Source organism: Paenibacillus sp. GSMTC-2017, assembly GCF_016019935.1.
Classification (GTDB): Bacteria; Bacillota; Bacilli; order Paenibacillales; family Paenibacillaceae; genus Pristimantibacillus.
In genome coordinates, this window is sequence record NZ_JAECMT010000002.1 from 77,213 (window position 1) to 96,366 (window position 19,154).

The 19,154-nt window shown below is 34.5% G+C and carries 32 protein-coding genes and 1 pseudogene; 1 reads left to right on the forward strand and 32 read right to left on the reverse strand.

Translation table 11 applies throughout. The annotated features are described in order from the left end of the window. Positions 1-2 precede the first annotated feature (2 nt). From I6N90_RS07485 to I6N90_RS07605, 25 genes and pseudogenes are all read right to left on the reverse strand, one after another. On the reverse strand, positions 3-572 hold the full coding sequence (locus tag I6N90_RS07485; RefSeq protein ID WP_197934917.1) for a histidine phosphatase family protein: 570 nt from the start codon (positions 570-572) through the stop codon (positions 3-5). 19 nt (positions 573-591) lie between these two features. Then, complete coding sequence (locus I6N90_RS07490) at positions 592-924, reverse strand: low molecular weight protein tyrosine phosphatase family protein (RefSeq protein ID WP_197934918.1); 333 nt, start codon at positions 922-924, stop codon at positions 592-594. Positions 925-958: 34 nt separating this feature from the next. Further along, a complete protein-coding gene (locus I6N90_RS07495; RefSeq protein WP_197934919.1) occupies positions 959-1,639 on the reverse strand; it encodes an HAD family hydrolase in 681 nt (226 codons plus the stop codon). After that, positions 1,629-2,180, reverse strand: a complete 552-nt coding sequence (locus I6N90_RS07500; protein WP_197934920.1) for a YfiT family bacillithiol transferase — start codon at positions 2,178-2,180, stop codon at positions 1,629-1,631. Before I6N90_RS07500 ends, I6N90_RS07495 begins: the two co-directional genes overlap by 11 nt. 20 nt (positions 2,181-2,200) lie before the next feature. Then, positions 2,201-2,713 carry a hypothetical protein gene (locus I6N90_RS07505; RefSeq protein ID WP_197934921.1) on the reverse strand — a complete coding sequence of 171 codons (513 nt, stop codon included), beginning with the start codon at positions 2,711-2,713 and terminating at the stop codon, positions 2,201-2,203. Positions 2,714-2,759: 46 nt separating this feature from the next. Then, positions 2,760-3,214, reverse strand: a pseudogene (locus I6N90_RS07510) (GrpB family protein). Beyond that, positions 3,215-3,364, reverse strand: a complete 150-nt coding sequence (locus I6N90_RS25420) for a nucleotidyltransferase family protein (protein ID WP_197935772.1) — start codon at positions 3,362-3,364, stop codon at positions 3,215-3,217. A 58-nt stretch (positions 3,365-3,422) separates the two neighbouring features. Further along, the gene (locus I6N90_RS07520; RefSeq protein WP_197934922.1) at positions 3,423-3,686 is read right to left on the reverse strand and encodes a hypothetical protein; all 264 of its coding nucleotides are present in this window, start codon (positions 3,684-3,686) and stop codon (positions 3,423-3,425) included. 209 nt (positions 3,687-3,895) lie between these two features. Continuing rightward, complete coding sequence (locus I6N90_RS07525; protein ID WP_197934923.1) at positions 3,896-4,198, reverse strand: hypothetical protein; 303 nt, start codon at positions 4,196-4,198, stop codon at positions 3,896-3,898. 318 nt (positions 4,199-4,516) lie between these two features. Further along, on the reverse strand, positions 4,517-5,380 hold the full coding sequence (locus tag I6N90_RS07530; protein WP_332262425.1) for a phosphotransferase family protein: 864 nt from the start codon (positions 5,378-5,380) through the stop codon (positions 4,517-4,519). 76 nt (positions 5,381-5,456) lie between these two features. After that, positions 5,457-5,981, reverse strand: coding sequence for an SMI1/KNR4 family protein (locus I6N90_RS07535; RefSeq protein WP_197935773.1), 525 nt, complete (start codon positions 5,979-5,981; stop codon positions 5,457-5,459). 18 nt (positions 5,982-5,999) lie between these two features. Next, a complete protein-coding gene (locus I6N90_RS07540; protein ID WP_197934925.1) occupies positions 6,000-6,359 on the reverse strand; it encodes a cupin in 360 nt (119 codons plus the stop codon). Beyond that, entirely contained in the window at positions 6,346-7,152 is an 807-nt protein-coding gene (locus tag I6N90_RS07545) for an aminoglycoside adenylyltransferase domain-containing protein (protein ID WP_197934926.1), read from the reverse strand. The genes I6N90_RS07540 and I6N90_RS07545 overlap by 14 nt, the downstream gene beginning before the upstream one ends. A gap of 84 nt (positions 7,153-7,236) precedes the next feature. Continuing rightward, positions 7,237-7,749 carry a hypothetical protein gene (locus I6N90_RS07550; RefSeq protein WP_197934927.1) on the reverse strand — a complete coding sequence of 171 codons (513 nt, stop codon included), beginning with the start codon at positions 7,747-7,749 and terminating at the stop codon, positions 7,237-7,239. Between the two features lie 55 nt (positions 7,750-7,804). Then, positions 7,805-8,386, reverse strand: a complete 582-nt coding sequence (locus I6N90_RS07555; RefSeq protein ID WP_197934928.1) for a metallophosphoesterase family protein — start codon at positions 8,384-8,386, stop codon at positions 7,805-7,807. Between the two features lie 29 nt (positions 8,387-8,415). After that, a complete protein-coding gene (locus I6N90_RS07560; RefSeq protein ID WP_197935774.1) occupies positions 8,416-8,760 on the reverse strand; it encodes a DinB family protein in 345 nt (114 codons plus the stop codon). A 58-nt stretch (positions 8,761-8,818) separates the two neighbouring features. Then, positions 8,819-9,469, reverse strand: a complete 651-nt coding sequence (locus I6N90_RS07565; protein WP_232242761.1) for an HAD family hydrolase — start codon at positions 9,467-9,469, stop codon at positions 8,819-8,821. A gap of 171 nt (positions 9,470-9,640) precedes the next feature. Next, a complete protein-coding gene (locus tag I6N90_RS07570) occupies positions 9,641-9,982 on the reverse strand; it encodes a hypothetical protein (protein WP_197934930.1) in 342 nt (113 codons plus the stop codon). A 158-nt stretch (positions 9,983-10,140) separates the two neighbouring features. Continuing rightward, on the reverse strand, positions 10,141-10,632 hold the full coding sequence (locus I6N90_RS07575; RefSeq protein ID WP_197934931.1) for a hypothetical protein: 492 nt from the start codon (positions 10,630-10,632) through the stop codon (positions 10,141-10,143). A gap of 208 nt (positions 10,633-10,840) precedes the next feature. Next, the gene (locus I6N90_RS07580) at positions 10,841-11,728 is read right to left on the reverse strand and encodes a PhzF family phenazine biosynthesis protein (protein ID WP_197934932.1); all 888 of its coding nucleotides are present in this window, start codon (positions 11,726-11,728) and stop codon (positions 10,841-10,843) included. Between the two features lie 35 nt (positions 11,729-11,763). Next, entirely contained in the window at positions 11,764-12,510 is a 747-nt protein-coding gene (locus I6N90_RS24685; RefSeq protein WP_232242764.1) for a hypothetical protein, read from the reverse strand. A 124-nt stretch (positions 12,511-12,634) separates the two neighbouring features. Next, positions 12,635-12,775 (reverse strand): hypothetical protein, encoded by a 141-nt coding sequence (locus tag I6N90_RS07590; RefSeq protein ID WP_197934933.1) that lies wholly within the window; start codon positions 12,773-12,775, stop codon positions 12,635-12,637. Positions 12,776-12,968: 193 nt separating this feature from the next. Beyond that, positions 12,969-13,457 (reverse strand): SRPBCC family protein, encoded by a 489-nt coding sequence (locus I6N90_RS07595; RefSeq protein ID WP_197934934.1) that lies wholly within the window; start codon positions 13,455-13,457, stop codon positions 12,969-12,971. Positions 13,458-13,472: 15 nt separating this feature from the next. Next, on the reverse strand, positions 13,473-13,817 hold the full coding sequence (locus I6N90_RS07600; protein ID WP_197934935.1) for an ArsR/SmtB family transcription factor: 345 nt from the start codon (positions 13,815-13,817) through the stop codon (positions 13,473-13,475). Between the two features lie 92 nt (positions 13,818-13,909). Beyond that, positions 13,910-14,482, reverse strand: a complete 573-nt coding sequence (locus tag I6N90_RS07605; protein ID WP_197934936.1) for a dihydrofolate reductase family protein — start codon at positions 14,480-14,482, stop codon at positions 13,910-13,912. A 207-nt stretch (positions 14,483-14,689) separates the two neighbouring features. Between I6N90_RS07605 and I6N90_RS07610 the strand changes: the two genes are divergently transcribed. After that, positions 14,690-15,172, forward strand: coding sequence for an NUDIX domain-containing protein (locus I6N90_RS07610; protein ID WP_197934937.1), 483 nt, complete (start codon positions 14,690-14,692; stop codon positions 15,170-15,172). Positions 15,173-15,504: 332 nt separating this feature from the next. Here the strand turns inward: I6N90_RS07610 and I6N90_RS07615 are convergent, their stop codons facing one another. The 7 genes from I6N90_RS07615 to I6N90_RS07645 form a co-directional block, all read right to left on the reverse strand. Beyond that, the gene (locus tag I6N90_RS07615) at positions 15,505-15,951 is read right to left on the reverse strand and encodes a VOC family protein (protein WP_197934938.1); all 447 of its coding nucleotides are present in this window, start codon (positions 15,949-15,951) and stop codon (positions 15,505-15,507) included. Beyond that, positions 15,914-16,063: a hypothetical protein gene (locus I6N90_RS07620; protein WP_232242765.1), complete on the reverse strand. Its 150-nt coding sequence runs from the start codon at positions 16,061-16,063 to the stop codon at positions 15,914-15,916. Before I6N90_RS07620 ends, I6N90_RS07615 begins: the two co-directional genes overlap by 38 nt. 86 nt (positions 16,064-16,149) lie before the next feature. Next, positions 16,150-16,647, reverse strand: a complete 498-nt coding sequence (locus I6N90_RS07625; protein WP_197934940.1) for a GNAT family N-acetyltransferase — start codon at positions 16,645-16,647, stop codon at positions 16,150-16,152. 106 nt (positions 16,648-16,753) lie between these two features. Then, on the reverse strand, positions 16,754-17,305 hold the full coding sequence (locus tag I6N90_RS07630; RefSeq protein ID WP_197935778.1) for a GNAT family N-acetyltransferase: 552 nt from the start codon (positions 17,303-17,305) through the stop codon (positions 16,754-16,756). A 14-nt stretch (positions 17,306-17,319) separates the two neighbouring features. Beyond that, positions 17,320-17,793 (reverse strand): GNAT family N-acetyltransferase, encoded by a 474-nt coding sequence (locus tag I6N90_RS07635; RefSeq protein ID WP_197934941.1) that lies wholly within the window; start codon positions 17,791-17,793, stop codon positions 17,320-17,322. A gap of 45 nt (positions 17,794-17,838) precedes the next feature. Next, positions 17,839-18,456, reverse strand: coding sequence for an FMN-binding negative transcriptional regulator (locus I6N90_RS07640; protein WP_197935779.1), 618 nt, complete (start codon positions 18,454-18,456; stop codon positions 17,839-17,841). A gap of 187 nt (positions 18,457-18,643) precedes the next feature. Then, on the reverse strand, positions 18,644-19,120 hold the full coding sequence (locus I6N90_RS07645) for a DinB family protein (RefSeq protein WP_197934942.1): 477 nt from the start codon (positions 19,118-19,120) through the stop codon (positions 18,644-18,646). Positions 19,121-19,154: the final 34 nt, after the last annotated feature.

Consider the following 19,154-nt stretch of genomic DNA (forward strand, 5'->3'; position numbering starts at 1 on the left):
CCTTAAGTAGATTCGATATCCCACAATCTAATCACATCTATTAACTTGTTCTTCTCAAAATGTAGCTTATATATATCAGGCATCGAAGTAGTTTGCCAGAAATTAAAGTCAAATCGTATATCATAATAATTTAAGATAAGGGTCATAATGTCTCCGTGGGTCCCTATTACTATTTTCTGGTTTTTATAATCATTTAACAATCGCTCAATTACGTGTACTCCTCTTTCTTGTGCAGTTACGCTCGATTCACCATTTGGAAATGCTAATAGCTTATCAGAGTAAATATTGTATTTAGCGTCGTTAAATAATAGCGGTGAGAAGTCACCGATTGCTCGCTCCCGTAGATCTTCTTCAATCCGAATATCATTTAAGAACTCATTCGCAGCTGGTCGAATCGTTTCAATAGCTCTTTCATAAGGACTAGATACGAAGTGGTCAATCGCTTCAACTTTTAAGATCTCTTTTACAGTTAATGCGTCTAACTTCCCTTTACCTGAGAGACCTCTCTTCCGTTCTTGCCCTTCAACAAATATGGATTGTGCATGTCTTACGAAGTAAACAAAAGTAGACATAATTATGCACCCGCTTCATTTAGTAATCTGGTACTTCAATATGTTCAGAGACTCTCGATTTTAGTATCTCAATTAACTCTTCGTCCATAAACGTATATTCGTCAGGAATATCTAGTCTTATGACACGTTTTTCATTAATCTCATAACCGAATTTGGACTTCAGTCTTCTTATGTGCTTAGTTTCCATCACAAAAATAATATCAGCCCATCCAATATGCCCTGCTGTTACTTTAATTCTCGCATTTTCTTCAGTACCTGCTGATCTCACATCATATATTTTATATTCGTTAAAGATTTTTTCCGCTGTAAGACTTCTCCATTTATTTCTGCTGCATATAAAAAGTAACTTCATTACATTCTCCTCTTATAAATCTTAGTTAATATGCTCATATATCTGATAACATCTGTTTTAGTTCAGATAGATCTTTTAAAATGTAGTCTGGCTGAATATGTTCCGGTAATTGTTTATTATTTCGATTGATCCATGCTGCACTTATTCCTAGAGCTTGAGCCCCTTTAATGTCACTTATTAATGAATCACCTACATGTAAAACGTCAGCTGTCGCTAGTCTATATTTACTAAGTGCTTCTCTAAAGATTTCAGGACGAGGTTTATAAGAGCGTACATCTTCACTCGTAAGTACACCGTTAACTTGAATGTTATGGTGTTCAAGGGCAGCCATCACGTCATCGGAATCAATATTTGAGAGGATATAAATAGGAATGGTGCATGATTGAAGAAAATCTATTGAATCAGCAAATATTGCAGGTTTCTGCCAATGTTCAAACTGTTTTTGTATTATTTCTTCTGCCACAATACTTGAATTGAAATGTAAAATCGTTTCTCTCAGTGACTCTACCCCGAGCGTTCGTTGAAGTTTAAATGATTGTCCGTAACTATTGCCAAACATGTTTGAGAAGCTATTCCACCAATAGTGTCCAATTTCAGCAAGTGTACATTCCTTAAGTGATGCAGCTCTTATCTGTTCATAAATGGGTGGAAGAATATCATCATCCTCGTGAACTACAGTGCCATAGAAATCGAGAAACAATGCTTTAGGTTGCATCAATCTTCCATCCCATCCGTTCAATTAATGATCTGATTTGAGAAATATGATGGTTATTATGCCAGATGAAGCGCTGAAGTGCGATATCTAATGAGATTTTCCCTAATACTTGTGTATTAAAGTTTCTTTTGAAGTTTTCTGGATCTAATCCCGCAAGGAGTATCGTAAAGCGAGTATGAAGCGATTCAAGTAATAACAATGAAGTTTCAATTGGAACATCTCTATAATCGTGTAGCTCCGCCCATAATTCCTCATGATACGAACTTGCCATCGGCTCATCTTCAGTAAGAGCACGCTTAAACCTTAAATAGGCGTTCATATCATTATCAGCTAAGTGATGGATAATTTGCTGAATTGTCCAACCATCCAAGCGGTATGGTGTGTTCAGTTGTTCAACTGTCAAATTTCCAGTTAGATTCCTTAATGTTTCAGTAATTTCATTAATGCCATTAATAAGATTAATTCGATCTTCATTCGTTATGATGTGACTGGGCTCAAAATATCCAATTGGAAAGCGCAGATGATCGATCTGCTGAACCATTTCATATCCAACCCCTTTAATTATTTTAATGGATAACCATTTAGATACTTCTTCATTAACTTAACGGAAATAGCCAGAGCTTCTTCTCTATTTTCTGCTGGCCCAGCTATCATTTGTCCATCATCTGCACTCCATTTTCGATCTTGTGAAGTATTCATAATCGAAACCTGCGTAAAATCTTTATTAATAAAGATAGTACCAAACGAATAAAGTTTCGTATATTTATTATCTACATAGCTGTAGATCAAAGTACCTACTCCCTGCTTGTCAAAAGAAATATTTAACGTTTTTCTTGAATCGGGTAATGGTAGCAGCTCATTCGGCAAATGGATAGTTCCATCAAAATCCTTTGTTCCGTTTAACTTTTTTGAAAAATATCCATCAATTTTTATTGTAAAGCTTCTTGTTTTTTGCTGATCTTTTAATCCAACTTGATATTCAACTGCGTTAATCTCAATATCTATTGATTTTGGATAACTGTACCAAACATAAAGACCAACGATTAATGCGATTGAAACTATAATTGGGATCACGAGTATCTTTTTCGTTGTAGGTCACCCTCTTTTCGCTTGATATATTTCAATAATCAGAATTACCAGGATTCCATTCAACATTCTGTGACCAAACATGAGCCTTTTGGATAATTTCCCAAACGACAGGCCCTTTTCCTTCAACATATTTAGGCCGATCGTTTTTAAATAGTGCCAGTAATCGATGTTTTTCCTCGGCATATCTCTTACAATCCATTGGATGTTCTCTTAAATAGTCTCTGAAAAGTAAGGTCAATTGTTCTGAGAAACTGCCAGCTTGTCTAACATGAATATGTGTTCTTCTTGTACCAGGAACTTCTCGGAAATATCGTTTTGTTTTATCTGGATTATCGGTTTTGCTTCTAAACCAACCACTGAAGTAGAACCAACATGGTCTATTCTAACTGCGACACCTTGCAGGTTATTTCTTAGTTTACAACCAATTTCGTTGAATAAAGATATCCATTCAGGATTGTATGCTGCAATTCTCCATTGATCTTCCATTCAAAGTTCTCCTTCAATTAGTGTAAGTTTTGGCCACGTTTCAAGCCATCTCTTGCTGTGAAATCTTTTATAAAAGTATTCTATATCGGTGAAGTGCTCACTTCTTCTAATAACTAGATCAAATAAATCTATTAACCCATGAGGAGCAATAACTTATGATGGAGATTAGCTCTTGTTCTAGCATAATAGTCCCCTTATAAATCTTATATTAGAACAAATTTTTCACTTGACCATACTTCACTTTCACCTTGTTATGACGTGTCCATTCCATTAATGTAATCACCCCGGAGTCTTTATCTTTATGGAAACTGAAATGTAGATTAGTCGTTACATATTTTTTATTATGAAGTTTAACACCTATACTTTGCCAAAAATAACCTTGAATATAAATGATTTCAATGTCTGCAGCATGTACTTCATTATTATAAATTGTAAGAGACTCACTTTTGAAATGAATCCATTTAGGTTTCATTAACAATCGTTTTATGAACATTACTACTAAAAAAAAGCACATAAAAATAGTTAGACTAGTTAAAACATAAATAAAGACGTTATCAGAATTAAACATTAAGTAAACTTGCAAAAAGATTTGGATAGTGAAACTGAAAATTACGATTGTAGTTCCAAAAGGATGTTTTATGCTGTATGTAGTTTCCAAATGATTCATCATATCTCCGTTCATTAGCTTTTTTTATTAACTGATTCATCTTCAAGAAACAATTCTTTTATTTCTGGTAAATCTTTTTCATCAAATTCATCTTTCGCTATTTGTATTTCTTTCATGAAGATTTCTTTTTCTTCTTTGGTAGGAGGATTAAAAGTTGGCTTTCCGTAATTCGTAGCTTTATTAACTTTATCATAGATTGCAAAAAGTGCAGTTGAAATGATTGCGAAATTCAAAATTAATATACCAGGCAATCCAAATCCTAATAACGCAAATATATTTGCAAACAGAAAAACTGAAAACACTAACAAGTAAGCCATAAAACAAACACCTCCTTAAGGTAACCGCTTACTCTCTGATCACTATGACGCTCTACTGCCAAATAGGTAACGGGAATAAACACGATAAATTCTATAAAAACAGCTAGAAATAGCCACATTAATGATTGCATCGAAATAAATGAGTCATTTAGAGCCAAATAGATTCACCCACTTAGGTTAGTTAGCTGCTTTTCATTCATACTATAATCATGATTGATAGCAAAAAGCATGAAACTAGCATCGATGTAAATATACAGCAATATCAGGTGTTGCATCCCAAATATATTGATCCCACTCACTTTGTGATTCACCTTCTTTTTATGTCAATAGCTTTTCGCTCAAATAACGATTTCTAATTAAAATCCCTTGTACAACAAAAATAGTATTCTTATACATCGGCACTGTAAATCTTCTTTTTAATAATATCCAACGTAAGCAGGCTAATGCTTCAAATAGTTCCATTTCGGAATCTGAATAATTGCTACGTAATAAAAATTCCTTGTAATAGACGCCTGCTTTTCGTTCTCCAAAATAGATCTTCATTATTAAGAGCGACCAGGCAATATCAAATCTTGGATCACCCAACTGACCATTTGTCCAATCAATAATGGAAAGTTTTCCATCAGACTCTACTACGTTGGCTAAATGGAAATCTCCATGAATAAGATGATTATATGTTAAGTTTGCTTTTGAAATTAATTCTATTAAACGTTCATAGATATCAAGATGTTCTTCTGCTCTTGAGTAAAAATAATCAACAAAATCATACTGCTTAACGATCTCGGTATCTATTTCTTTCACTGGAAATTCATGCACCTGCAGTAGTATTCTAACTAACTCATGCAGTTTTTTCTTATCTAATTTAGTGATAGATGGGCCATCAAAACTCGTTAATAATACTTGATTTTTATTATCATCTACTCCTACGCCATAAGGCTTAGAAACGGATATGCCTTGCCTATTAAGACGGTCTAGCAAGTTAAATTGGATTGACACATCTGGTCTAGACTCTTTACTCCATACTTTCAACACAAAACATAAATCATTAGACGTAATTTTTACTACTTCAGCTTCTAGTCCAGAAGTTAATGGGCTGTATTGAGGATAATTATCTTGAACCAGTAAGGCGATAATATCTTTGTCATAATCTGACCAAGTAATTCGTTCAAGTAAATGATTCACTGGATACATCCCCTTCAAATCGTTTTATATGTAACGATGTTAAGCATTTCGTAAAGCTAATTTATTGAGCATATAGTCAATCGACCTCATTGAGGTAATTTTCGATAAAAGCAAATAAACTTTTAGCACGAGTAGATCGGTCACCACAATCATGCCAATAAGAAATCACTTGCCCTAATGTCCCGAACTCTGTGGGATCTGTATCAAGACACAAATTGTCTCCTCCACCATTCTCAGCGATTGGAATCCACTTTGGATTCCATAAAACAGGTTTAATAGTTTCCTCAATTTCAGGAATTAAGTCATCGCCTGGGTCAAACTCTTCCTGCAAAAATGTCCAAGTATCGATTATTTGTGAAATTGGCATTAATGTTAAGTTGTTAATAATAGCACTGCTTCCAATTTTCCAATCCTGTCCATTGTGTATCCGATAAAAACATTTCAATTCCTCTGGTAGAGTAACACCAAGCGTATTCTCAAGCTGATCTAACTGTTCATCCGTTGCACCTGGCTGCAAATATAACGATTGTTCAAAGTTTTCATCCTCTTGTTGACCTTTTTCAATTAATAATCGCCATAGTTCTTCAGCTCTAACCAACATAATAATCACCTCACACGATTAAGTTATAAACAGCTCTTTCATTATTGGCTCCAAATCTTCACTTTCAATCACTATCGCCGTCATTCCTTGATCAGATCCAGATTCATGTTGCTCCTCCGCAGTCCAAAAAGCCGCAGTTCCAGAACTTACTTTGACTTTAATTCCTTCGTCCCCGCTGACCCATCCTTCACCATTGATGACTAGAAATAACTGACTAATTGGTGCTTTATGAAGCCCTACAACACCTTCCTGTCCGATATAAATACAACCGATATAAATTTGTTTATTATGTTTGACGATTTTTGAAATAATTGATTCTTTACTCTCGTAGCTAGTAATGTTCTGGCCTGCTTCTTTGCTGAAATCAAATATTCTCATAAGTACTCACCTCTAAGTTGTTCTCTTGTTTTAATCTAATTAAGTCATTTATTTCAGTTAACATATACGTAGCGAAGTTTACTAACAGCACTTCTTCTACTTCAATTTCTTCAACTTCACCATTATATTTTGCAAGACATTGACATATTAGATCCTCATATTCGATAGGTAATTCATCAGCAGCCCATTCGCCACCCTCTCTCTTTGAAGCGATTTTTGAATCTCTTAAATAAAATAGCGTTCTAGAAAGATTCAATACGTAATAGTCAGGATTACCGACTATCCCTTCTACTGCATTTTCTACGTCAGATACAATGGATTGTACATAATATTGATCATGGATTGGCTTAAAAACGGCATCAATAGGCTTACCAAAAAGAACGACCCCGCGATGATAGGTTATAACAAAATGTGCTGCTAGATCGGCATCATCGTAACCTCCACAAAAGTAATCTATATTGTCCCTATATTTTTCTTTGTGATATGCTGAGTAATGGAATTCAAATGGCGTTGGATAAACAAAATCGTTAACCATTGACTCTAAAACGATACTTAACTCAATTCCTTTTGCTAACTGAATCTCGTCTTCTAACTGAATGAGTTTCGCAGCAATTTGCTTATAGATTTCAATATCTTTTTTTTGCTGAACTACAATCAAAAGATCAATATCACTCCGTGTAGGGTTAAAACAACCCATAGCCATAGATCCATGCAAGTAAACACCTACTAATGAATCGCCCATTTCACCCTTAAAGAGACTGACAATACTATTTAGAACGGATTGGTAACTCATATCATTTTTTCATCCAATATGTCTGCTTCTTTAAAAGGACTTAAGCTCATGTTTTCACTCATTTCGTGTTAGTTCAATTAATAGTTAGTAAATTCTATCCTTTAGCTCTTTATCCGCAAACCAAATTGTAATCGTTTCTACTTTAACCCCATCTAATTGTATGCAGTACTCACCATTTTCATATAGATCTAGATGCTCTTTATTTGATTTGAATCCTTCAGTTACTAATGAAGCTATACTTGATTCACGGTCTTCTCCAACTTTTATTGAGAATATGGAGTATTTTGAGTTAGAAATCTGTAGTGAACTCACTCTACCATACAAATCATTGTCTCTATCTCCTGAGAAACCAATTAATATGCCTTTGTTTTTATAATCTCTCTGAAAGCCGCCAAATCCTTCGTGACGTATCCCTTCACCCCAAAGAGCAATAACATCTTGCTCTGACATACCAAGTTTAATGTTCTCAACGGTAATGTTCTCGTTTATCGTTTCCAAACTAATTTCATCTTGCTTTAGAATAAGAAACCAAAGTAAAGCAACACAAATAATTATTAATAAAATGCTGAGTAAGACAGATGCCTTTTTTAGTCTCATACTATTCATCCTCAACAAGTAATTGAAATACTAGCTATATTCATACGTTCAGCAACTAAACCTCAATAATCTGATATCCGAAAGCATTAATAATCTTTGTATTTTTATATTGATGAAAACGCTGGTTTCTTCCGTAATTCAAGTGGCCATGTAATAAAAATCGCGGGTTATATTGATCCATAAACGAAATAAAACATTGAAAACCTTTGTGACAAAGATCTTCTCCGTCACCAATTTTATATGCTGGAGCATGTGTAACTAAAATATCAACGCTTTTTGTTAATTTTTGTTTTAATCTAAGTTTAGCCATTCTCCATCTCATCTGTTTTTCTGTATATTGAAATTCTCCAGGGCTATAGCGATTACTACCACCAAGCCCCATTATTCGAATACCGTTATAAGTAACTACGTTATCCTCAATACATTCACAGCCTTCGGGTGGCCTTGATTTATACGAAATGTCATGATTACCATGAACATATAACAACGGAACGTTTATCATCGTTACTAGAAAAGATAAATATTCTGCTTTAAGATCGCCACAAGAAATAATAAGTTTAATGTCCTTAAATCTTTCAGCGTCAAAATGATCCCAAATGTATGTTGATTCTTCGTCGGAGACAACTAAAATTTTCATATGATTCCCTCCGTATTTTAAAGAATTTTTCAATGATCCTCATTCGGAATATCAATATTTCTACCTATAAAACTTGGACTAACAGGTGTGATAGATTGCTCTCTTGCCCAAATGGATAGTTGACCGATATGATGGATTTCATGTGCGATTAGATGCCTCAATATTTCACCCTTTTTGAAATATTCAGTCATCCATGATGGGTTCACGATTTCGTGTTCATTTGATCGTGTCCACGTTCTAAGATATTCGTCTATTTCTTTTCTGAGGTTCAGTGATAACTCGAAGACAGCGTTCAAATCAATATCCTCTCCAAAATCGATTGAAACATCCGGTTGATTATAGATCGCTCTTATCCAACTGTATTCAACATCAATAAACTACTCATTGTATTGCTCCTTCACTAGATGTCTATTTTAATCAAAGAAATGTGAATCATTTCAAAAAGTTGATGATTTCACGTAGTTCTTGTATTCTAGCTGTTGGTCTTATATCCATCTTATCCATCTTCTCAGCATCACCATTATAAGATATGAACAGGATTCCAGCCGCCATTGATGCTTTCCCATCAATCCATGAATCTCCTACGGATATCCATTCTTCCGGGGATGTAGTCTTATATTGATTCAATACATAATTAAATCCATCAGAAGCTGGCTTAAGAGTATTCATCATTTCCCTTCCAACCAAACAATCAAAATAATGAAAAATATGATTTTCTTGCAGTGCTTTTTCTGCTGCATGGACGGAATTATTAGTAACAACAACCAAGTGAAAGTCCTCTTGCAATTCCATTAGAAGTTCTTTAGCTCCTTTTTCAAGGACAGCATCTTTCATTCCATTAATTTCATATTTTTTAGGGATGTCCCACATCTCTTTTATCAACGCTTCCGTCATCAAGTTGCTTCTTATAGCTGAATCAATAATCGTTGATGTTGTTTGTTCAGCAATATTTATTTCTTTAGAAACTATTCCTTTGGAAACTAAAAACTGAAAGGTATCATTTTTCATCGATGAAAAATCAATATTTGATCGTAATAATGTATTGTCCATATCAAAAATAATGCCTTTACACTTTTTCTTCAAAACTACACTCACCTACTTCCATTTCCGAATTCTTTATAATCTAGATTAGCATAAAATAAGGTGTTGTCTATTACTTCCTATTTTGGGTTATCGTATAATCATATTATCTACGATATTCATATAAAAAGAATCATTCATCGCTTTGCACGAAGAATGATTCTACTGTATCGGTTATTGTACGATTAATGTTTGTATTGCTGATTCCGTGGAACCGAAGCCATTATTTAGTTTAACTTTGAACTGATACGTGCCGGGAGCTAATGTCACCGTTTTGGAAGCTGATTGCGCATTCGTACCATTTTCTGAAAGGAATCCTTGGAAATTGTTGATTAAGCTTCCATTCTGATAGAGTTCCCACACATCTGCATTATTACCAGATTGAATAGAAAAACCAATTTGATATGTTCTGTTCCCTAGATCTACAATGGTTACATTTGGTGTAGCAGGTAAACCCGAATATCCGCTCAAGTTAACATCTAGTGGAGCCGAAATAATAACAGTTCCATTTTTCATATGAGCTTTTACATAATAACGTAAATAAGTACCTATATCACCTTTGTCTTCGCAAGTTGTCCACCTTATCGCAAATGTACCATACTATAGATAGTGGGCAAGGGTAAAAATCTATACGCAGGGATAAATTCTTAGAGTTCGTTTAACTTAAATAGTAACTATCCGCTCGATTTATTATTAAAATATTGCTCTAACGCTTCGATCATTTCATCCCTTTTTTCACTTGATCTCATATCTAATTTGATTGGCTTCTTTTTGTTACTAATGAATAATTCTATACCAGTTCTATACTTGTATTCGATCAATTTATAATGCTCGATCTGTTCTCTTTCAATAAAATGATAACTTACTTTAATACCCTTTTCACCTAAGTAAGCTGGGTTGTGGAAAATAAAAAACACCGGGAAAGATATAATAAACATCAGCGTTATTGTTAACTCCATGAAAATCATTCCATATATCATATGAGCAATCATAATACTAAAAAAAATGAGAATTAAAGCCGCATTTTCGTCACTACTATCAAATTTGAATACGATCTGCCCAACTTTTCTTTTTGCTTTGTTTGATGCAATTACTAAAAATAACAAGAAAATAATTTCAAGAATAAGTAAACTGACAACTACGACCGTATCGAATTCATTTCCCATTTGTCTGCTTTCGACCCTCTTTTTGAGTGACTAGAAGTTCTAATCATTTCTTTTATTAGCTCTTCATACCTGTACAAATTTATTTAGCAGCGTTCTAAATGTGTAATATACAATGGCGAAAAGAAAGAATAAGAAAACAACTTCAATCCAACCTACCCCTATTAAACTGATTACAAATGTAACAATTAATGATTCTATCATTAATCGCTTATTCAGAATCATAATGTATCTCCCCAACATAAACAGCTGTTCCAGAAATAAATACTTCCATCAACGTATCGCTCTGTTTATTGACTTCTACGTATACTCTGCCGTCTTTATTCATTTCTTGTCCTTGCTCAACCGTAAATGCATACTTATGTAACTCTGGTTTAATGTAAGTTAAATAATAGGCACCCATTACACCAGACGCTGTGCCAGTAACAGGATCTTCAACCGTTCCGGAGTACGGCGAGGAAAAGTGTCTAGCATGCATTTGTGAACCTTTATCAAAAGATTGCAAACAAAACGGGTGAATCGATGCCTTAGGGTTTTCACTCAATACATCAGGAAATAAATGATTGTACGGTTTCATATTTGAAAAACTACTCAGATTTTTGACTGGAATCAATAAAGTCCACGTGCCTGTGCTCCCATATACGATCGGATGTTCAGAATCATATGCGTCGCTAGTTAACCCCATCGTTTGAAACAACTGTTCTATGCTTCCTCCGAATGGCGTAAATTGTGGGTTTCCTTGCTTCATTTTTATCAATATTCCATTGTCATACGAGAAAGTAATTGGTAGAATACCAATGTTTGTTTCGATCGTTATATTGTCAGAAACTATTAACCCTCTACTTTTCAAACAATAAAGAGCAGCTATAGTAGCATGTCCGCAAAGGTTAATTTCATGTCCTGGAGTAAAAAACTGCAACTTCAAATCTGCATATGCAGATTCTAATACAAAGACAGTCTCATTAAATCCTACTTTCTTTGCAATTGCGAGCATTTCATGATGATCCAAATGATCAGCTTCCATAACTACACCAGCAGGATTACCCATATTTGGAGTTGATGTGAATGAATCGTAATGATAAATACGTAAATTATCCATCTCGTTTTCCCCTTTTTAAAAGTTGAGCAACTATGCTACTTCTCATTAACCAACCATGTTTTTGCATCCTCAGGATCCACAAAATACGCAATACTCAAATAATGATAGTCATGTTTTTTGATCAAACTATTGAGCATCCATTTGGTTCGAAAGTTAAGTCCTACTATCGTTAACTTGTGAATATGCTTACCAATACGATTTAGGCTTTCTACTAACTCGACCAATACTTCTCTAGTAATTTTTGTATCATAAAGGTCGATCCAAATTCTAAGCGACTTGTTCGTTTGCTTTATGAACGCTTCTTCTGCTTTCATCGTTTCAAATAATCTAATGTGTTCTTTGAAGAAGCTGCCGTATTTGAGACAATGGACTTCTCCTCCCTTTATATCTCCGCTTAAGTTGATTTTTGCTACTTTATAGCTAGGAAAGCTAGACAATGGGCTATTTTCGTAAATTAATTTCATATATTCCGTCTCATTTTCTTCCCAAACATATTTAATACGTGAATTGATTACTTTGATAATTTCTAGCTCATCACCTTCATAGTTTTCTTCATCAAGATAGACTGGCTCAATTGGGTCAGGAGTTACTGTAGGAGTAGACGAAGGTGTGGGGGTTGTAGTCTCAGCTGCTATTGTGGCAATTGGAGTTGCACTATCAATTTGTATTGTTGGAGAAGGTATTTCGCTATTTATCGTTTCATTTGAGGTGGAGATAGCATCAATTGAGTATTTTTTCGCATCTTTTTGGTTGCCACATGCTGTTAATAGGCTTAAAATCACTAGAAATAAGAAGATTTTTACTTTGAAAATGGCAAGCACCTCTTTTGCATCATTTATAGATTTATTAAGTTATATTGTTCCCCTTCTTCAGTAGGGAACTTATCTGCTATTCCTTCATATTTGCTCATCGATTCATATCCCGCAACTTCTGATTGATATCATCCAGAGATCGTTGTAACTGTTCCATTCTTCTTAGACCCGAATATTGATTGCCAATTATTCCAGTGATGCCAACGAATAAGAGAATGATAATAAGTATAAGCATGTTAGTGACTTCAACTCTCTTTCAAACTTTTTATGTAAAATTACATTCATCAACGATATGGTTTTAAACTCTCTAACTATAATAACGTAATTATCCCTAAATTTGTTTCTTCTGATTGTATTATTCATACAAAAGAACCTTACAAAGATTATTTATATCCTGTAAGGTTTTCTTTCACATTAACTATATAGAGTTACATTTTGGCCAATTGCTCAGACAAGCGGTCTAACGTTTGATTGCCACCTTCAATAGCTCCGAATTTCTGTACTACATAGTTACGTTCTTCAGACGTCTTAAAGAGTAGCTTCATCGTTAGAGCGGTTTGATCGCCAAGGTCGCTAAAAGTTACAGTCGTTTCAAACTGACCAGGACTATCATCATTACCGTCACTTGCAGCATAGACAAGTCGTTCCGGCTTAACTACTTCGATGAATACGATTTTGTTCGGATAATTAACACCGTCTGGACCGTGCAGGTCAAATCTCCAAACACCGCCTACACTTACTTCGATTTCATGAATAGTATTCGTGAAACCTTTTGGCCCCCACCAATTCGCTAGATGCTGGGGCTGAGTCCAAGCTTCCCAAACTAAAGTTCGTGGCGCGTTGAAATGACGATTTATAACAATCTCTCTGTCTTCAACATTCATACTAAACGTTTTATCTATATTATTTTCACCCATTTTATTTCCCCATTCTCATTTTGTATCATTGTTTTGCGAATTGTTTGCTTTTTCCTTTAGAACTTGCAAATATTCGTCTAACCGATCAAATTTGTCTTCCCACATTCGCCTGAAGGAACTTATCCATGAATCGAGCTCTTGAAATGGTTCCGGGCGAAGTTGATAAATCCTTCGATTCGCTACCGCATTCACTTCTACAATTCCGGCATCAAGTAATACACGAAGATGTTTGGACGCTTGAGGTTGACGAATGTAAAGCAACTCAGAAACTTCACCGACTGTCAAAGGACCTTTTCTTAGTAACTCTATGATTTGGATTCGGCTAGGTTCAGCAAGTGCGTTCATCGTTGTCATATCCATCTTGAGCCCTCCTATCCGTTAACATTAATGTATTAAACATATTGTTCATAATGCTTTGTTGTCAAGCTTGCGCATAAAAATTAGTGTTATTCTTACTTATCTAAGCGATAGATCAGACCTATGACACCTGATTCGAAAATACGATTTTCGACGAGCTTTAGTTTGATCTGATCAACTAGATGACTTAGCATCGGCAATCCTTTGCCGAGTAATATTGGATTGATATTAATTCGATATTCATCAATTAGGCCAAACTGAGAGACTTGACTTGCGAACTGAGGACTACCGAGAATGATGATATCACCGCCCTGTTGATTTTTAAGCTTAATAATTTCTTCTTCCATATTTCCCTTTACAAGGAAAGAGTTCTCCCATTCCGCTTTATCTAGAGTTGTAGAAAATACAACTTTAGTCGTCCTTTTGATCCATTCAGCATGCGTCTTGTCGTAGTTTGAAGCAGATGGGTTACCTGGCACCGAAGTCCAATATTGTTGCATACCGAGATATGTTCTGCGCCCCCACATCACTGTGTCTACCGTTGTTAATATTTCTTTCGAGTAGTCTCCAAGTTCATCAGTGAAGTTAATCCAGTTAATGTCCCAATCTTGAACTCCTTGTGCAAATCCATCAAGCGATACGTTCAAATACAAGATTACTTTTCTCATTTTTTATTACTCCCTTATTTTTGTTTTATAGAACCTATTTTTACGTTATCTTTATATACAAAATATACCTATTTGAGAATATTCTTGTCAAGGAATATTATGAAGTTGTTTTAGTCGTTTCATGTTTACACTTTCCCTCATATTGAAAAAAATAACATTAGAGGCTATCATTAAAGACTAAACTAACAATGAGAAATGAGGTTGAATATGGAGAAGTTCAGATTACGGGCAGGAGCGTTAATTATTGAAGCTGGATCAATATTATTAATAGAGTTTAAGAATGATAATAATGATGGTGTTCATTATAATCTTCCTGCAGGTGGAGTAGAACTGGGAGAAACACTTATTGAAGCGGTCAAACGAGAAACTAAAGAAGAAGCATCTATAGAAATTGAAGTGGGTTCAGTTGCATTTGTATACGAATACCAACCGAGTATTAACAATAATGTATATGGTGACACCCATTCAGTAGGCATAACTTTTGAATGCAAACTAGTAGGGAATTCCACTCCTAAGCTACCTGAATATCCTGACTTCCGCCAAGTTGGAGTTAAATGGGTACCACTTTCTGAGCTATCTTCTGTTCAACTTTACCCGGAGATTACTAAAGATATCCTTGATTATTACGAAGGAAAAGTCTATCGGAATTATGTTGAGGAACACCAACTTCAAGCAGAAAAACAAAAATAATTGGTCTTGCCTTGTTTAATTTTTTCTTATCCTTCAAAGCTAAATAGGCAAGGCCACAAACATGTGCGGTAGCATATGTGTGGCCTGCAACATAAACTGCTTCGCAAGTTTCGCAATAATTTACACCTTCCTAGCAAGATCTAAACTAAAAGCTCTAAGAAGGTACAAATACATCGAAAATCCTAAGACCATACTCAACACAAATGATACTGTTAAGCATCTTAACCAATCGTACTGACCGATAAAATGTAATAGTCCAAAGGATGTTACGAAACAAATAATCTCCACGATTATCGTAATTAGAATTACTTTCTTTTTTGTCATTTAGTCTCCTACCTTTGTTTTTCTATCCATTCACTTAAATAGGGTACATAACCGATTTTTTGAGGTTTATCTGGCAACCAAGCAATAAATTCAAGGCTATTTCCGTCCGGATCATCAAAGTATACAGCTGCAGCAGGCATCCATGTATGTACGATTGGTTCGATCGGTTCTTTTCCGAAAGCTGTCCTCGGTTCGATTCCTCTTTCTTTTAGCCATTCAATACTATTCACAATCTTAGCTAAATCAGTACCAAATGCAAAATGGCGTTTATTAACTTCCACTCCCTTTGGCACTTCCCAAACCCCGAGCAATTGCTTTGTTTCTCCGATATAAAAGAAAGCGACATTTCTTTCCTCAATCGTTAACGATAATTCCAGACCGAGCTTTATATAAAATCCAATAGACTCCTGTAAATCACTAACCTCTAGATGAGTTTCGTATAAGTTGTTTATCATTACTTCCATCTCCTATGTTAGCAATCGTTAAGTTAGTTCCAGGTCTTTCTTCCAATAAAGTTACATAGTTGTCCATAATTTTCGTAACTCTTAGTTTAGTGAAATATTCCATTAAACTTTCAACTCCGTTATTCAAACCTTATTATAAATCCTGTTTTTTCATGCCGTATTAATCTTGTTGAGTAAACAGTCATCTTCTCACCCCATCGTATCGATTTCTTTTACCATTTCAATAGCCACAATTTTTTTACCTTCATGATTCTCTGTTATTTTGCTTCCGCAAGGGGTAAATCCATTTTTACTATAAAAGAGCAGAGCTCTCGTATTCGTATTATGGCAAAACAACTTCAATTTTTTAAGGTTATGCTCATCTATAGCTTTGTTTATCATCGTTATAAGCAAATACGTAGAAACGCCATGTCCCCTGCCTGAGTTTGATACGATAACATTTTCTAAATAACAAGTTTGTTCCTCGTAGTTAACGTCAAATAAATTGGCAAAGGCAATGGGAATATCGTTGTCTTTCACAATCACAGTTGAACTATACCTACTTTTAAGGTTTAGCTGGATTTGATCAGTCGTTAATGGATATGTAAACTTAGGTCCCAAATAAAAAAGTTCTTCAGGAGATTGGGGAAACGTACAAATGATTTCTAGATCATACGTTGTTACATTTCTATTCGATAATTCAAACATAATATCTCCCCCTTCAATTAAAAATTACTGATTGCTCGAAATTTGCTATTGTAGCCACTTAATGATCATATCCCTATCTTATTCAAAGCTTAAATTCTTTCGCCTCCTATATTTTCTTTCTCATATATATCGCAACTTCGTTAGCTGCATCACCCTGGTCATTATACAAGGACAAATCAATGCCTTCGATCGTAAAACCACAGTTTTTGTAAAAATGTATCGCTGGTGCATTCGTATTTTGAGTTTCTAACGTTACAGCTCTAAATTGATTATCAGCAGCTAAACGAAACACTTTTTCTAATAATAGCTTCCCATAGCCTTTTCTCTTAAAGTCCTGATGAACTTGAAAATGCCAAATGAGAAGCGTATTGTTCCAAGCTTGAGGTTCAGTAATTGCAAACGCGACCAAATTGTTATCAACATAGAGCCCTAAGGAGTGCTCCATCTTAACAATTTCGTTATATCGTTTAATATCTTCGTCATCATTCATTTCTTTCTTCACGTATGGTTCAGCTAGCTCTATTAGATTTAATTGAATCATACAAGATTGCAACGTTTCTAATTTAACGGCTTCATATTTTTGATTAGAAATATATCCAAAATCTCCAAGAGAATTAAAGTCGTTTGATGAAAGTTCCACGAGCTTCTTAATAATCACTAGATTCACCTCTGTTACCCTAATTGTAGTTCCCAGCGTTCTTCAACAACGTTTTGATTGGATAAAAATTGTGTTTTAGTTTCAACAATATTAAATCCAAACAATGCATACATTTTACGTGCAGATACAAATAAATGATTTGTCCATAAAATTATTGTTTTATAGCCATTAGCTTTGCAAAAATCAATCGATTTTTGTATTAATAATTTCCCATAACCTTTTCCTCTTTGATCGGTTTCAATAAGAAACCAACGCAACTGGGCTGTTTCATCACTTACTTTAACAATACCGATTGATCCTTTCGTTTCTCCATCAACATCAATAAGCCATACGTTTTCTTTAGTAGGTTCATAGGTCTCTAAAAAACTACTTACTGAATCAAAGATGAACGAATTAAATGACTCATCAAAATTGTATTCTTTGTTATAAATTCGACAATGTGATTCAATGACGTAATCAATATCTTGTTTATTAAAAGTTCTGATCATATACTCACCGCCATTTGTTTCATATCACTCACACCAATAAAAGTTTTATACTGATTCATTCAAGTTGTTCTTCATTAACTTCGCAATACTAAGAGCATCCTCACTTTGTAATTGCTCAAGATTATCCACGACTCTTTTTCGCCTTTCTTCAGAATGATTTTGACTTAGCTTCCATTTGCCTTCCATTCTAGTAATGGATAATTTGAATGCTACGATCCCTTTCGATAAACCTTCTATAAAAGTTTGATTAGTTTCATCAAATTTATATGAACTACTTTTTCTTTCATATTTTGCTACTAGTTTTTCAAGTGTGCTAATAACTTCCTTCTGATCTTCGATTATTTCAATATATCCATAAACATGAACAGCTACATAGTTCCAAGTAGGAACAGGCAAAGTCGATTCATACCATGATGACGAAATATAAGTATGAGGACCAGGGAATATGATTAGAACTTCTTGCCCCACTATATCTATCCATTGTGAGTTAGGTCTTGCAAAATGACTGTATAAACATCCTTCATTCCGATTTAACAGAAAAGGAAGGTGAGATGCAGTTGGAGTATTATTCTCAGCTGAAACTATAATGCCAAAACTATTACGATCAATAAAGTCATAAATTGTCGTTTGATCTTCAACAAGAAAATGTTTTGGAATATACAGTAGCCTCAGTCCTTTCTCTTCTGATAGAATTTAATGTTCGTTTCTGTTTTTTCTGACTTCTTCAATTAGCACATCAAGTTTTTCTAAAATCTTTTGGTCGTTTTTGGCTTTCACCTTCAACTGTACTTCAATCATTGAAATAACTATTATAATTATTATCAATAAGATAACGACCATTTCCCACCTCTTAATTTATAGTTTTCAAATACTTCAATATTTGTTTTTTGTGGTGTTTGTCATGAGAGATAAATGCTCTTAAATAACTCCGAATTGTAAATTTCTTTTTATCCCCATCTTTGTACTCTTTGATGTACTCCTCTTCTTCTAACCCGCTTGTAGCATTAATAATTTTAGTTCTATATTCAATAAATTGATCATTTAAAGACACAACTGTTTGTGTTGTCGCATAAGCCCGTGCGTTTTCATTAAATTCGTTAAAATTGAGATGTCTTGAAGTAAGTGGCGACCCATTTTTAATTGGTTCAATTGCTTCATCATAAAAATATTTATCCCATAACATCAGATGGCTTAAAATATCCTTTAGTGTCCATTTACCTTCAGCTATTGGAATATTCCAATGCTCTTCTTTTATACTTTTTAACTCCACTACAAACGTAATGTAGGTGTTAAACTCTTCTACCATCTCTATTGCTGTCTTAGCCATAACAAGTACTCCTTTTATGATAAAAATGATCGTT